Annotated in this window: 12 protein-coding genes and 1 pseudogene; 9 read left to right on the top strand and 4 right to left on the bottom strand. The window is 39.1% G+C overall.

All coding sequences use genetic code 11. The features are described 5' to 3' along the window. Window positions 1–27: 27 nt before the first annotated feature. From FW768_RS00440 to FW768_RS00425, 4 genes are all read right to left on the bottom strand, one after another. Window positions 28–1,167, bottom strand: a complete 1,140-nt coding sequence (locus FW768_RS00440; RefSeq protein ID WP_153391369.1) for an aspartate aminotransferase family protein — start codon at window positions 1,165–1,167, stop codon at window positions 28–30. A gap of 55 nt (window positions 1,168–1,222) precedes the next feature. After that, complete coding sequence (gene argC / locus FW768_RS00435; protein WP_153391367.1) at window positions 1,223–2,188, bottom strand: N-acetyl-gamma-glutamyl-phosphate reductase; 966 nt, start codon at window positions 2,186–2,188, stop codon at window positions 1,223–1,225. Between the two features lie 171 nt (window positions 2,189–2,359). After that, window positions 2,360–3,553 carry an argininosuccinate synthase gene (locus FW768_RS00430; RefSeq protein ID WP_153391365.1) on the bottom strand — a complete coding sequence of 398 codons (1,194 nt, stop codon included), beginning with the start codon at window positions 3,551–3,553 and terminating at the stop codon, window positions 2,360–2,362. Then, the gene (locus FW768_RS00425; RefSeq protein WP_153391363.1) at window positions 3,525–4,199 is read right to left on the bottom strand and encodes a GNAT family N-acetyltransferase; all 675 of its coding nucleotides are present in this window, start codon (window positions 4,197–4,199) and stop codon (window positions 3,525–3,527) included. The genes FW768_RS00430 and FW768_RS00425 overlap by 29 nt, the downstream gene beginning before the upstream one ends. 160 nt (window positions 4,200–4,359) lie before the next feature. Between FW768_RS00425 and FW768_RS00420 the strand changes: the two genes are divergently transcribed. The 9 genes and pseudogenes from FW768_RS00420 to acs all read left to right on the top strand — a co-directional run. Further along, entirely contained in the window at window positions 4,360–4,776 is a 417-nt protein-coding gene (locus tag FW768_RS00420; protein WP_153391361.1) for an IS1/IS1595 family N-terminal zinc-binding domain-containing protein, read from the top strand. Window positions 4,777–4,946: 170 nt separating this feature from the next. Then, the gene (locus tag FW768_RS00415; protein ID WP_153391360.1) at window positions 4,947–6,326 is read left to right on the top strand and encodes a porin; all 1,380 of its coding nucleotides are present in this window, start codon (window positions 4,947–4,949) and stop codon (window positions 6,324–6,326) included. Between the two features lie 53 nt (window positions 6,327–6,379). Continuing rightward, on the top strand, window positions 6,380–7,960 hold the full coding sequence (locus tag FW768_RS00410) for an MFS transporter (RefSeq protein WP_153391358.1): 1,581 nt from the start codon (window positions 6,380–6,382) through the stop codon (window positions 7,958–7,960). A 43-nt stretch (window positions 7,961–8,003) separates the two neighbouring features. Further along, window positions 8,004–8,231 carry a DUF6814 family protein gene (locus FW768_RS00405; RefSeq protein WP_062697234.1) on the top strand — a complete coding sequence of 76 codons (228 nt, stop codon included), beginning with the start codon at window positions 8,004–8,006 and terminating at the stop codon, window positions 8,229–8,231. Window positions 8,232–8,307: 76 nt separating this feature from the next. Continuing rightward, on the top strand, window positions 8,308–8,502 hold the full coding sequence (locus tag FW768_RS00400) for a hypothetical protein (RefSeq protein WP_153391356.1): 195 nt from the start codon (window positions 8,308–8,310) through the stop codon (window positions 8,500–8,502). Beyond that, entirely contained in the window at window positions 8,495–11,176 is a 2,682-nt protein-coding gene (locus tag FW768_RS00395) for an ATP-binding protein (protein WP_185152037.1), read from the top strand. Before FW768_RS00400 ends, FW768_RS00395 begins: the two co-directional genes overlap by 8 nt. Before the next feature lie 30 nt (window positions 11,177–11,206). Then, complete coding sequence (locus FW768_RS00390; RefSeq protein ID WP_153391352.1) at window positions 11,207–11,569, top strand: response regulator transcription factor; 363 nt, start codon at window positions 11,207–11,209, stop codon at window positions 11,567–11,569. A gap of 60 nt (window positions 11,570–11,629) precedes the next feature. Further along, a complete protein-coding gene (locus FW768_RS00385; protein ID WP_153391350.1) occupies window positions 11,630–13,516 on the top strand; it encodes an AMP-binding protein in 1,887 nt (628 codons plus the stop codon). Between the two features lie 54 nt (window positions 13,517–13,570). Beyond that, a pseudogene (gene acs, locus FW768_RS00380) lies at window positions 13,571–15,484 on the top strand (acetate--CoA ligase); the annotation flags it as partial. Window positions 15,485–15,904 lie beyond the last annotated feature (420 nt).

The following is a 15,904-nucleotide window of genomic DNA, read 5'->3' as shown; positions in this document are numbered from 1 at the left end:
ATGAGTTTTAATATAAACTATTGTGGTTTAAATTTGCTCTAATACCATTTTCAAAGCATTGATGAAGAGATCCGTTTCTTCTTTCCTTATATTAAGTGCAGGAAGAATCCTCAATACATTTTTATCATTGGAGTTTCCTGTAAAAATATGATGGTCATACAGCAGGTTTTTCCTCACTTCTGAACAGTCTCTATCGAGCTCTATTCCTATCATCAGACCTTTCCTCCTGATAGATTGAATATGTGGTAAATCTTTAATTTCATTTTCAATATACTCACCTATTTGCTGAGCATTTTTAATAAGATCTTCGTCTTTCATGACCTCCAGAACAGCAATTGCTGCAGCACAGGCCAGATGATTTCCACCAAATGTTGTCCCCAAAAGACCGTTACTTGCTTCAAATTTAGGATGAATCAACACTCCTCCAATCGGGAAGCCATTCCCCATTCCTTTTGCTGTTGTAATCATATCCGGTTCAACTCCAAATTCCTGATGGGCAAAGAAGTATCCGCTTCTTCCATATCCTGACTGTACTTCATCAAGAATAAGAGCAGCATTGTATTTATTACACAGCTCTTTAATTTTAAACAGAAATTCTGCTGTTGGAATCATGATTCCTCCTACTCCCTGAATGCCTTCAATAATCACGGAAGAAATTTCATTTCCGTGTATTTCAAAAGCTTCTTCAAGCTGCTTTATATCATTCCATTCTGATTTGATAAATTTTTCTGAAAAGTTGACCGGAGCCACAATTTTTGGATTATCCGTTACTGAAACCGCAGCAGAAGTTCTTCCATGAAACGATCCTGAAAAATAAAGCACTTTATCTTTCCCATTATGAAAAGAGGCCAGTTTTAAGGCATTTTCATTAGCTTCAGCGCCTGAATTACACAGGAATAAATTATAATTTTCATACTCTGAAAGTTCTCCCAATTTTTCAGCCAGTTCATTCTGCAAGTTATTCTGTACAGAGTTGGAATAAAATGAAATTTTCCCCAGCTGGTCTTTTAGTTTATTTTGATAATGGGGATGGTTATGCCCAATCGAGATTACAGCATGCCCACCATAGAAGTCAAGATATTTTTCTCCTTTATCATCCCAAAGAAAAGATCCCTGGGCTTTTACCGGATTTATATTAAATAATGGATATACGTTGAATAAATTCATTTTTGTTTTTTAATTAAGGTTTTAAAATTCATCATTAGCCTGTTGCCCATTCACTTTAAAACGCGATCGGCTTCAAATCCAGCCCCAGATTTTCTTCCCAGCCCATCGCAATATTCATATTCTGAACTGCCTGTCCGGAAGCCCCTTTTAACAAATTGTCAATCGCTGTGTGAATAACGGCTACATTTCCACTTTTCTCAATCTGGATCACACAGCGATTGGTGTTGACAACCTGCTTTAAATCAATTGCTTTTTCACTTACCTTTACAAAAGGCTCCTCTGCATAAAAGTCCCTATACAACTGACTGATATCTGAAAGTACTAAATCTGTTTTCACTGTAGAACTTGTAAAAATCCCTCTCGTAAAATCTCCTCTCCACGGAACAAAATTCAGGTTAACCTCTTTATGATTAAATGAGATCAACTGTTTTAAAACCTCATCCACATGTTGATGTGTGAGTGTTTTATATGCTGAAATATTATCATTCCTCCACGTAAAATGGGTTGTTGCCTGCAAAGACTGTCCGGCACCTGTGGAACCCGTAATTCCCGTTGTAAAAACCTCATCCAGCAATCCTTTTTCAGCCAAAGGCAGTAATGCCAACTGAATTGCCGTAGCAAAACATCCAGGATTCGAAATACTTTTGACTCCTTGAAGATTTTTTTTATTGATTTCAGGAAGTCCGTAGATAAAAGTTCTGTTTCCACATTCTCCATCCAAACGGAAATCGTTGCCCAGATCAATAACCAAAGTTTCTTCATTAACCGGATTCTGCTCCAGCCAATTCTGACTTTCCTTGTGAGGAAGACACAGAAAAAGAATATCTGTTTCCTCCGGCTGATCCGTCAGAATATCCTCGCAAACTGCCGTTAAATCCGGGTACAAATCTGAAATCTTTATTCCCGGATTGGAACGGCTATATAAAAAACTCAATGACACATGAGGATGAAAAGCCAGCAGACGTACCAATTCGCTTCCTGTGTAGCCGTTGGCGCCTACAATACCTACTGTTTTTTTCATGTTTAATGATGTTGTTGATAGCTGATAGGACTTCGTCCTATCCTTTATTAAATCATTCCTTCGGAACTCTTTTAACGGGCGTTCCTGATGGGTTGATTTTTATTGTTAATTTATGGGTTGATAGGACTTCATCCTATCCTTCGTTAAGTCGTTCCTTCGGAACTCCTATTATTATAATGTTGAATTGACCTGGTGGTATATATTCAGGGAATTGCTTACAATTTTGGTGTATCCTTTTACATCTTCACCACTCCAGGCTCTGTTGGCTTCTCCATAACTTCCGAATTTATCAGACATCAGGTCATGACCGGACTCAATTCCATTTAAAATAAACCTGTAAGGATGAAGGGTTACAAATACTTTTCCGGTTACCATTTTTTGGGAATCCGCTAAAAAAGCTTCGATATTCCTCATCACAGGATCTAAGAAAAGCGCTTCATGAAGCCAGTTCCCATACCAATCTGAAAGCTGGGATTTCATCATCTGCTGATATTTTGAAAGGGTATGTTTTTCCAATAAATGATGGGCTTTGATAATTACAGATGCCGCTGCTGCTTCAAAACCTACTCTTCCTTTAATACCCACAATCGTATCTCCTACATGAATATCCCGGCCAATTCCATACACAGAAGCCAGTTCTTCTATTTTCTGAATTGCATAAACAGAATGTTTAAAAGTTTCTCCATTCACAGCAACCACTTCTCCGTTTTTAAATTCAATTTCAAGATCTGAAGGCTGAGTTTCTGTGATCTGCGAAGGAAATGCTTCTTCAGGAAGATAATTTCTGGAAGTTAATGTTTCTTTTCCTCCCACTGAAGTCCCCCAAAGCCCTTTATTCACAGAATATTGTGCTTTATGAAATTCCATTTCATAGCCGTGACTTTTTAAAAATTCAATTTCTTCTTCACGGGACAAAGACATATCACGGATTGGTGTAATGATTTCCACCTTCGGACACATCACCTGAAAGATCAGATCAAAACGAACCTGGTCATTACCGGCTCCTGTACTTCCATGAGCAATAGCATCAGCATTTATTTTAATCGCATATTTTGCAATCTCCTGTGCCTGAATGGTACGTTCAGCACTCACAGACAAAGGATACGTGTTATTTTTCAACACATTACCAAAGATCAGATATTTTACACAAGAATTATAATAATCCTCCTGAGCATCTACGCACCTGTACTCCTTTACCCCAAGATTCAGGGCTTTCTTCTCCAATTCTTTCTCTTCTTCTTTAGAAAAACCTCCGGTATTTACAGTAACTGCATACACATCATATCCCAGTGTTTCACTAAGATATTTTGCACAGTAAGAGGTATCTAAACCTCCGCTAAACGCTAAGATGACTTTCTTTTTCATCTGGATTCTTTTTATTATTTTTAATGGTCAGATGGAACTCATCAAGAGGATCTTCAACACCCGCCTGATGGATTTCATGATGATATTTATCTTCAGGCTGATCATCTGCAGCTTCCTTTATTTTGTTTTCAGGAACAAAAAGCATGGCTGTACAAAGACAGTTTTTACGTTCCTTCATCATTAATATTTCATAATTCACACAGCTCTTACATCCGCTCCAGAACTCTTCATCCTGAGTAAGCTCTGAATAAATCACCGGCTTGTAACCCAGATCGCTGTTAATCTTCATTACTGCAAGCCCTGTTGTCAGCCCGAATACTTTTGCATCCGGATATTTATCCCTAGATAGCTGGAAAACTTTTTGTTTGATTTGAGTAGCAACTCCTCCGTTCCTGAATTTTGGCGAAACGATAAGTCCAGAATTGGCTACAAATTTCCCGTGTGACCAGGTTTCTATGTAGCAGAAACCAACCCACTCTCCATTTTCAGTAGCTACAACAGCATTGCCTTCTGAAATTTTCTTACTCAAATATTCAAGGGAGCGCTTTGCAATCCCTGTTCCTCTACGCTGTGCAGAATCGTACATTTCCTGCTGTATTTCACTCACATACATTAGATGTGCGCATGAGGAAATTTCTATTTCCATTTATTTATCTAATTTTTTTGGCAAATTTAAAATATAATTTCTTCTAAATCCAAATTAAAAAGATATTTTTTTTATTTTTAGAAAATAAACAGGTAAAATTATCTTTATTAAAAATTATATATTTGCTAAATTATTATACATTTGCTAAAAAATTATAGTTATGGAAAATACATGTCCGAAATGCAATAGTTCCAAAATCGTAAAAAGTGGTATCATTAAGGAAAAACAACGCTTCCATTGTAAGGATTGCGGATATTACTTTACTGTTAAAAAACTGGGAAAACAAATCGACGATTATTATGTTACAAAAGCACTACAGCTCTATCTTGAAGGCCTAAGTTATCGTGAAATAGAAAGAATCATAGGGGTTTCTCATGTAACGATAAGCTCCTGGATTAAAAAATACAATATTACAAGACCTCCTCATTCAGAATTCCACCCCGTTTATAAAATACTGAAGCAAAATGAGCTGATAGAATATATAGCCCAGGAGGAAAATATCAAAAACTCAGGGATTATTATTACCCAGTTTGCGGACAAATATATGTTGATTAAGTGGGAAAGGTTTAAGAAGTAGATATTAGACAAAAGATGAATGGATAATGGATGATAGACTTTAAACCTTGTATTTTACGGATTGTATCTTAATAACTATACTATTACCATAAATATATATTAAATTTTCGTAAATAAATTATTAATTACAATTTGGCATCAATAAAAAAAAACGCCAAAAATTGATAATTTATGAATAAAATTCTTACATTCATAGGATTAGCCGTAATGAGTAGCTCTTTATACTCGCAGGGCTCTCCGGATTATGGCAGCGGATTAAAATTAAACCTCAACCAGGACGGAGATAAGTATATCAGATTTATTTTATGGGATCAGTTCTGGCTCAGGAATACCCAGATGAATCCAGGAAGTATGGTTGCCGGTGAACCTGCAGACAATTCATGGAGCCTGGGAAACAGAAGATTACGTGCTCTAGCTTATGCTCAGATCTCTAAAAGATATATGATTCTGGCCCATTTCGGAATCAACAACCAGACCTTTATCAATGGCGGAGGATCAGGGACTTCAGGGACTGGAGGGTATGGAAACGGAAAAAAACCTCAGATGTTTTTCCATGATGCCTGGAATGAATATGCTGTTATTTTACCTGGAGAAGCAGGAAAATTCAGTTTATCTTTAGGGGCAGGACTTCATTACTACATGGGACTTTCCCGTATGACCATGGCTTCAACGCTTAATTTCCTAACCGTAGATTCTCCTATTTTCTCATGGCCTCTGATTGACAATTCAGATCAGTTTGCAAGACAGCTCGGAATGTTTGCTAAGGGAAAATACGGAAAACTGGAATACCGTTTCAGTTTAAACAAGCCTTTTGCCACCGATCTTGTACCGGTAAATGTAACTGATCCGTCGAAAGCTGCAGCTGTAGATAATAACGGAAATCCAAGCTTTTCAAAGGCAGGTTATGTTGAATACCAGTTCCTTGATGAAGAATCCAACACTCTTCCTTTCAAAGTTGGCTCTTACCTGGGAACCAAGAAAGTCTTCAATGTAGGAGCAGGATTTTATCACCAGGCAGACGGCACTAGAACTTCTGTAAATTCAAATATAGAAAAACATGACATTACTCTTTTCGCAGTAGATGCATTTGCTGATATTCCGCTGGGAGAAGCCAAAAACAAAATGGCCGTTTCTGCGTATGCCGGATATTACAATTATAATTTCGGCCCGAATTATATCAGAAATCTAGGAATCATGAATATTGCGGCAACAGATCCGAATTTCATCGGAAACAAAGCCATTGCAGGACCCGGAAATTTACAGCCAACAATCGGAACAGGTACTATTATCTACGCACAGGCCGGCTTACTTTTACCCAATCAGGCAGAAAAACCTAAAGTCAGAATACAGCCTTTTGCAGCATATACCCATAAAAGCTTTGAAGCTTTTGACAAATCATCTTCACAATTCGATATTGGTGCCAACTGGTTTATTGACGGGCATCATGCAAAAATCACCACCCAATATTCTACAAGACCGGTTTACACAAGCCCTACTGAAAGCCCTTCTTCTAAGGGAGAGTTCATTGTTCAGTTTCAAATTTACCTGTAACACTCAAGCTATCCCGATATCATTTATTTAATAACATCAAAAAATCAAGCAATATGAGCGAAAACCATCACGAAAACTACGAGAATATGACCGAAAGGCAAAAAAACCGCACCATCTGGAGCGTTATTACAGCCTCTTCTCTCGGCACTCTGATAGAATGGTATGATTTCTATATTTTTGGAAGCTTAGCCATTGTTCTGGCAACAAAATTCTTCCCTGCAGATAATCCTACCGCAGCATTTTTATCTACTCTGGCAACTTTTGCAGCAGGATTTGTGGTAAGACCTTTCGGAGCTTTGTTCTTCGGAAGATTGGGAGATATTATCGGACGAAAATATACTTTCCTGGTGACATTGCTGATCATGGGATTTTCAACTTTCCTGATCGGGTGTATTCCAAGTTATGAGACTATCGGGTTTTTAGCACCTGTTCTTGTTTTAATTTTAAGACTTCTTCAGGGACTTGCCCTTGGCGGTGAATATGGTGGTGCCGCGACTTATGTTGCCGAATATGCACAACCCCACAGAAGAGGCTACTGGACTTCCTGGATACAGACTACTGCAACGGCAGGACTTTTCATTTCCCTGATTGTGATTCTGGTTACCAAAACCTCGCTTTCGGCAGAAGAATTTGATCACTGGGGATGGAGGGTTCCTTTCTGGATTTCAATTCTTATGGTTGGGGTTTCTTATATCATCAGAAAAAACATGAAAGAATCTCCGCTTTTTGCGAAGGCTAAAAGCGAAGGAAAAACATCGAAAAATCCTTTAAAAGAGAGTTTCGGAAACAAGTATAATTTCAAATTCGTTCTTCTTGCCCTATTTGGAGCTGCTATGGGACAAGGGGTAATCTGGTACACCGGGCAGTTTTATGCGATGAGTTTCCTGCAGAAAGTAATGAATGTGGAATCTGCACAGGTTGACTCATTGATGGCAACAGCATTATTCCTGGGAACCCCCTTCTTTGTCTTCTTCGGATGGCTTTCTGATAAAATAGGAAGAAAAGCAGTAATGATGACGGGAATGCTGGTGGCCATATTAGCCTACCGCCCAATTTACGACAGTATGTTCAACAGTGTAAAGCTTGAAAGTAAAACGGTTGCCGCTAACGGCATCACAGAAAAAAGAACAGCTAAAATTCACGATAAAATTACCACAGACAGTCTCGTGACCTTCCATAAGGAAACCCTTTACACAGATGGAACTTTAATTAAAAAAGACAGTGTGGTTCACTGGTCGCCGACAGGTCCTGTAATGAAAGACGGAAAAGCGGAAGAACCTAAAGTATCACAGTCTCTGACATTGGCCGATAATACAAAATGGTATCTGATCTTCCTTGTATTTATCCAGGTGATATTTGTAACGATGGTTTACGGTCCAATCGCTGCTTTTCTTGTAGAGATGTTCCCGATAAGAATACGCTACACTTCTATGTCACTGCCTTACCATATAGGAAACGGGGTATTCGGAGGACTTCTTCCTGCTGTCGCCACTTATTTGGTAACTGTAGGCAAAGACGCAGGCCATCCGACGTGGTATCTTCAAGGGTTATGGTATCCGATAGGGGTTGCCGCCGTCTGCCTGATCATCGGATTATTTTATCTTAAAAATAAGAACAACAATATTCACGATTAGGTACTGAATCACTCAAATTTTTATTAATTTTAAATCTACTAAAATGAACGGACTAAAAAAAATATTAGGCATACTCTGGATCGCGATTGCACTGGTGGTGGGATATTTCGGAACCACGGTTTTAGGAATTCCCAAGATCACTTCGGGCAAGCAGGAAGATCTGGTATTCGGTATCATCATTTTATTCGTCCTGATGCCGATTATTTCCGGCGGACTGGCTGTTTTCGGCTATTATGCCCTGACCGGAGAATATTCTGACGAGAAACTTTAATTATAAAAATAAATGATAATTGATGAATGATAAGCATTAGACATCCGTTCATCAATTATCTTTATTCATGATCATTATGAAAAAAAGACACGAACAAAAACTGGTTATCCTAAGCATCGGGCTGATGATTGCTTTCAGCATTCCCTTTTCTCTGCTATTCAACAGTGAGAGGGAGGTTTTCGGGTATCCGATGATCCTTATTTACCTGTTCACAGTCTGGATGATTTCCATCATTATTTCTTTTGTAATTGTAAAAAGGTATGATGAGTAGTTTCGCATTATTTTTTGTGGTTTTGTTTTACCTCGCTCTTTTGTTCTTAGTTGCCCACCTGGCAGAGAAGAAGAAGAGCAAGCTTTGGATCAACAATCCTTACATTTATGCGCTGTCTCTTGCGGTGTACTGCACGGCATGGACGTACTACGGAAGCATTGGTGTTGCGGCTACCAGCGGACTTAATTATCTTCCGATTTATATTGGTCCTATTATGGTCATTCCGGCATGGATCTACATCAATACCCGGATCGTACGCATCGCAAGAATCAACAAAATAAGCAGCCTTGCAGATTTTATTTCTTTGAGATATGGCAACAGCAGAAGCTTCAGTGCTATTATTACAATAGTCTGCCTGCTCGCTATTGTTCCTTACATAGGGCTTCAGATCAAAGCCATTTCAGAAACCTTTCACCTGGTTACCGAAACATCGATGTCCAATAACATTCTTACAGACAACGCAACATTTGTAGTCGTTCTCATCGCCTTATTTTCTTCTTATTACGGAACAAAATATGTGGATGCATCGGAAAAACGGCTAGGAATTATTTCAGCGATTGCCCTGGAGAGTTTTTTAAAACTTTTCTTCATTATTATCTTAGGTATTTTTGTTATCTATTTTGTATTTGACGGATTTTCTGACATTTACCAAAAGGCTAGCCAATTTGAAGATTTCAAAGAAAAAAACACCCTCAACGGTATTGAAGACGCTATGAACTGGATGGTATTGTGTATGATCTCTGCAACAGCCATCTGTATTTTACCGAGACAATTTCACACTGCCATTGTAGAGAACAGACAGGAAAAACATATTAAAACCGCTATCTGGTTTTTTCCTCTTTACCTTTTAATCTTCACTGTATTTATATTCCCGATCGCTTGGGGCGGAAGGCTTATTTTTGACGGCCAGAAAGTAAATCCGGAGTTCTACTCTATTCTGATTCCCCAGCATTTTGACAATACCCTGATTACGGTTTTTGTATTCCTGGGAGGGCTGAGTTCGTGTATCTCCATGATCATTATTTCTGCGATCACCCTTTCGATTATGCTTTCCAACAACCTCATCATTCCTTACGGGCTGCTTGGAAAATTCAAGTCTGAAAATGAGATTCAGAATACCCGAAATATTACCAATATCAGGAAGTTCAGTATTTTCGCACTAATCATTATGGCTTTTGTTTTCTATAAATATTTCATCCTGAGAACATCACTGGATTCTGTAGGTCTGATTTCTTTTGTAGTGATCGCCCAGCTTGCTCCTGCATTTTTTGGAGCTATTTTCTGGAGAAGAGGAAGCTACAAAGGGGCTGTCATAGGATTGCTTGCCGGACTTGCCGTATGTTACTTCGGATTGATCATTCCGCAGTATTATTTTTCTTACAATCAGGAATTTAAAGGTGTTTTGAGAGAGATGTATGATGCCTTTGGATTTTTCAGCATTCCTTACCTGAGCAGAATTTCTCAGATTTTCTTCTGGTCTTTACTGGTCAATACCGCTCTGTTTACCATTATTTCCGTGAGTGTTAAAGGAAATTACCGTGAAAGAAATTTTGCAGAACTGTATGTAGACATCGACAAATATATTCAGAACCATGAAAATGCCTTTATCTGGCGCGGAACTGCTTATGTTTCTGATATCAAGAATATTCTCGAAAGATTTTTAGGCAAGAATAAAACTGAACAGGCATTAAGAATCTTCAATTTAAAATATAATATTGATTCTCAGGCTGAAACCGCAGATTCAAGGTTTATCAAATTTTCAGAAAACCTTTTAGCCGGAAGAATAGGAACCGCTTCTGCCAAGATCCTGATTGAAGGAGTAACCAAAGAAGATAAAATTTCGTTAAAAGAGGTTTTAAATATTTTAGAGGAATCCAAAGAAAATATCACCCTCAATAAAAAACTTACGGAACAGTCTACAGAATTGCAGAAACTATCTGATGACCTCAGAAATGCCAACGAAAGCCTGATCATCAAAGACCGTCAGAAAGATGATTTTCTGGATTCCGTAGCGCATGAACTGAGAACACCGATCACCGCTATCCGTTCTGCAGGGGAGATTTTAGCTGATGATGATGATATTCCGCTGGAGATCAAAAAAGAGTTTTTAAATAATATTATAACAGAATCAGACAGGCTGAGCGAGATCATCAACGACATTCTTTATCTGGATAAACTTGAACATGGTGAAATTGCATTAAACATCAAGGAAAACAACATTCTTGAAACCTATAAAAAAGCAGTTAATCCCCTGCTCCATCTTATTCAGCAGAAAAATATCCATTTAAGTGAGGTCAATCTCCTGAATCAGCATATATTTGAGTATGACGAAGCAAGAATGATCCAACTTTTCCAGAATATTTTAGGAAATGCTCTGAAATTCACAGATGATCAGGGAACGATACAGACAAAGTTATCAGACAAAGATAATGAACTGATCATCAAATTTTTTAATACCGGAAGACATATTCCCGAAGAAGATCTGGAAATGATTTTTGATAAATTTTACCAGTCTAAAAACCAAAATATTATTAAACCTACCGGAAGCGGACTTGGATTGGCTATTTCCAAAAAGATAGTACAGGCCCACAAAGGAACCATAAAAGCTGAAAACAGCGGACTGGGCGTTACTTTCACCATCAATATACCTGAAAGAATACCCCAGGACAGTTAAAATGAAGTTGAACCCCTATAAAAATCTCCTATGAAAAAGATAATCATTGCAGATGATGAGCACAAAATATTAATGTCGCTGGAATACAGTTTTAAAAAGAACGGATATGACGTTTATATTGCCAGAGACGGAACCGAAGTTCTGGATTTTTTAAAAACCATGATCCCGGATGTTATCCTCCTCGATATCATGATGCCGAATCTGGATGGATACAGTACCCTGGAAATCATCAAACAGGACGAAAGACTTAAAAACACCAAAGTCCTTTTCCTCAGCGCCAAAAATAATCCGAAAGATATTGAGAAAGGCATTGAAATGGGAGCCGATGCTTATGTCACCAAGCCTTATTCTATCAAGAAGCTTATACAGCAGATCGAAGAAATGTTTGAATAAAAATAAGATTCAAAAACGAAAATTCAGAATAATCAGGAAAAAACGAAACACAGAATTGGCATGAATGCAGATCATTTATTTAAACAAAGCATAGACGATAAAGAGAATTTCTGGAAAGAACAGGCCCGGGAGATCCAATGGACTGAGTTCCCATCACAGATTCTTTCTCAGGATAAAAACAATTACCCGCAGTGGTTCGCAGACGGAAAACTCAACATGTGCCACCTGTGTATTGACCAGCATATTGAAGACGGTTTTGGAGAGCAAACCGCCATTGTATATGACTCTCCGGTAACCGGCCAGAAGAAAACCTATACATTCAGCCAGGCCAAAGAGGAAATCTCCAAATTTGCCGGAGGACTGGCTTCTTTAGGATTGCAGAAGGGAGATACTGCCGTGATCTATATGCCAATGATTCCGCAGACGCTATTTGCCATGCTGGCTTGTGCAAGAATCGGAGTGATTCACAATGTCGTTTTCGGAGGATTTGCCCCGCACGAGCTTGTAGTAAGAATAGACGACTGCAAGCCCAAAGCATTAATTACCGCTACCGCAGGAGTAGAAATCGCCAAAAGAATCCCTTATCTTCCCTTAGTAGAGAAAGCAATTGAACTGGCGCAGGATAAGGTGGATCACATTATTGTTTACAACAGAAAATTAGTGGATAACCGGCATGAAATGTTTGAAGGATTAATTGATTATGAGGAACTCGTTCACCAATCAGCTCCCGCAGACTGTGTACCGGTAGAATCCACTCACCCTTTATATCTTCTTTATACTTCTGGAACTACCGGCAAACCTAAAGGAATTGTCCGAGATACCGGAGGATATGCCACTGCCTTGAAATTCTCTATGAAATACATCTACGGTGTGGAACCCGGAGAAACCTATTGGGCAGCTTCCGATTTCGGATGGGCAGTTGGACATAGCTTCAGCATTTACGGACCTCTTATCAATAGAAATACTACCATTATTTTTGAAGGAAAACCTATCATGACACCTGATGCCGGAACTTTCTGGAGAATTATCTCGGAATATAAAGTATCAGCCATGTTTACCGCTCCTACCGCTATCAGAGCTATTAAAAAGGAAGACCCGGAAGGTGAACTGGTTAAAAAGTACGATCTGTCCTGCTTAAAAAAACAGTTTTTAGCCGGAGAACGATGTGATGTCGCTACCCTCGATTGGTTTGCAAAACATATCGGTGTACCTGCTATCGATCACTGGTGGCAGACAGAATCCGGATGGCCAATGCTTGGCTTAATGACTTTTGATGATCAGTACAAAATCAAAAGAGCTTCTGCCGGAAAGCCGATTCCCGGATATGACATCAAGATCTTTGACGATACCGGATTTGAACTTGATCCTCACCATGAAGGTTATCTCGTGATTAAACTTCCGCTTCCTCCTGGCGCCATGCTGGGAATCTGGAATGATTATGAACGCTTTCAGAATAGCTATCTATCACAGTACAATGGTTATTATTTTTCAGGTGACGGAGCGATCCGGGATGAAGACGGCTATATTTTCATCACCGGAAGAGTCGATGACGTGATTAATGTGGCCGGACACCGTCTTTCAACCTCAGAAATGGAGGAAATCGTTTCATCACATCCTGATGTAGCAGAATGCGCTGTAGTAGGAATAGATGACGATCTTAAGGGACAGATCCCTTTCGCCACGGTTGTTTTGAAAAATGGATCAAAGGTTTCCGAAGAACAGGTAGAAAAAGACATCATTCAGATGGTCCGTGAAAAGATTGGGGCTGTAGCATTTTTAAAAAATGCAATGGTTGTCAAACGATTACCCAAAACCCGTTCCGGAAAGATCCTGAGAAAACTGATCAGAACCCTGCTGGACGGAAAAGAATTCCAGATTCCGTCAACGATTGATGATGAAAAAATCATCGAGGAAATTCAGGAAAAAATCAAGGAATATAGGGGTTAAACGAAAAATTAAACATACATTTAATAGTAATAAAATTCAAATTTCAAAAAACGAAAGGATATGAGAAATTACTTAATAGAAGATCTGCCTCACTATTTTGAAGAGTACAAAAAGTCTATCAAAAATCCTAAAAAATTCTGGGACAAAGTTGCAGACCAGAATTTCGTGTGGTACCAGAGATGGAGTAAGGTCGTTAAGTACGATATGAACGAAGCTAAAATCACATGGTTTAAAAATGCAAAATTAAATATTACCAAGAACTGTCTGGACAGGCATCTTTCCATAAGAGGTGAAAAAACCGCTATCATCTGGGAGCCTAATGATCCGAAAGAGGAAGCTCAACATATCTCTTACAACGAATTATACACCCGTGTGAACAAAACCGCGAATGTTTTACGTGAAATGGGAATTGAAAAAGGAGACAGAGTATGCATTTACCTTCCTATGATCCCGGAATTGGCCATTACCATGTTGGCCTGCGCAAAATTAGGAGCTGTACATTCAGTGATTTTTGCAGGATTTTCCGCTTCAGCCGTATCATCCAGAGTGAATGACTGCGGTGCCAAAATGGTGATCACATCAGACGGAAGCTACAGAGGAAATAAAGTTCTGGACCTGAAAAGCATTGTAGATGAAGCCCTGGAAAAAACACCGAGCGTAGAATCTGTTCTTGTGGTGAAAAGAACCCACAACGAAATCAAAATGAAAGAAGGCCGCGATTACTGCTTCACCGACCTGTATGAAAAAGCCTCCTCTGATTTTGTAACCGTAATCATGGATGCCGAAGACCCTCTTTTCATCCTTTACACCTCTGGGTCTACCGGAAAGCCAAAAGGAATGCTTCACACCTGTGCCGGCTATATGGTGTACACTGCTTATACCTTTAAAAATGTATTTAATTATAAAGAAAATGACATCTATTGGTGTACGGCAGACATTGGATGGATCACGGGACACTCCTATATCCTTTACGGACCACTTCTTAACGGTGCTACCACTGTAATTTTTGAAGGAGTACCTACTTACCCGGAACCGGATCGTTTTTGGGAAGTTATTGAAAAACATAAAGTCACCCAGTTCTACACTGCTCCTACCGCCATCCGTTCTTTAGCCAAAGAAAGCACAGAATGGGTAGACAAGCACGACCTGAGCACCCTGAAAGTTATAGGATCAGTTGGAGAGCCTATTAATGAAGAAGCCTGGCACTGGTTCAACGATCATGTCGGAAAGAAAAAGTGTCCTGTAGTAGATACCTGGTGGCAGACGGAAACCGGAGGAATCATGATCTCTCCTCTCCCATTTGTCACTCCTACAAAACCAACTTACGCCACCCTTCCACTTCCGGGAATTCAGCCGGTACTGATGGATGACAAACGCAATGAAATTACTGGAAATCAGGTTACCGGAAATCTATGCATCCGTTTTCCATGGCCGGGAATTGCCAGAACCATCTGGGGCGATCACCAAAGATATAAGGAAACCTATTTTACCGCATTTCCGGGCAAGTATTTCACAGGTGACGGTGCTTTAAGAGATGAAGTCGGATACTATAGAATTACCGGACGTGTAGATGACGTGATCATTGTTTCTGGGCATAATCTGGGAACCGCTCCTATTGAAGACAGCATCAATGAGCATCCGGCTGTTGCAGAATCTGCAATTGTAGGGTATCCTCACGATATTAAAGGAAATGCCCTGTACGGTTTTGTGATCTTAAAAGAAAGCGGAGAAGGCCGTGATAAGGAGAACCTTAAGAAGGAGATCAACCTGTTAATCTCTGATCAGATCGGGCCTATTGCCAAGCTGGATAAAATACAGTTTGTTTCCGGACTTCCGAAAACGCGTTCAGGTAAGATTATGCGTAGAATCCTGAGAAAAATTGCGGAAGGAGATTTCAGCAACTTCGGGGATATTACCACTTTATTAAATCCTGAGATTGTGGAAGAGATTAAAAACGAAAGAATTTAATTTTTAAAATGATATTGAATGAAAACGGGCTCCGGTCCGTTTTTTTGTTTTTTACCATTTCCCACAGACTACTTTTTTATGATTGATTTATTTTTTATCGCTCGCAGATTGAGCAGATCTTTTGATTGATGTATTTTTTGTTGGAGTTTGCGCAAAGGCGCTATTTTTTACCTGCTTCATGGATATTAGGTCGCAAGATTTTATCTCCGATAAAATGCAATACCGTATAGCTTGCTGAAAATCTTCGATTTTCTTGCGCCTTAAAAGCAGCATAACAGACCAAAACCCTTGCGTCCTTTAGCGTTTTCCAACATTCATTTCAGTTTCCCACTGATTACACAGATTTTTTTAATTCAGCGTATTAGTTGATTGAAAAAATGGTATAGGTCTTGAAAACCAACAACGTTTGAATTTATTACG

It is taken from the genome of Chryseobacterium vaccae, from assembly GCF_009602705.1.
Lineage (GTDB): Bacteria > Bacteroidota > Bacteroidia > Flavobacteriales > Weeksellaceae > Chryseobacterium > Chryseobacterium vaccae.
This window is presented reverse-complemented; position numbering and strand designations above follow the sequence as displayed.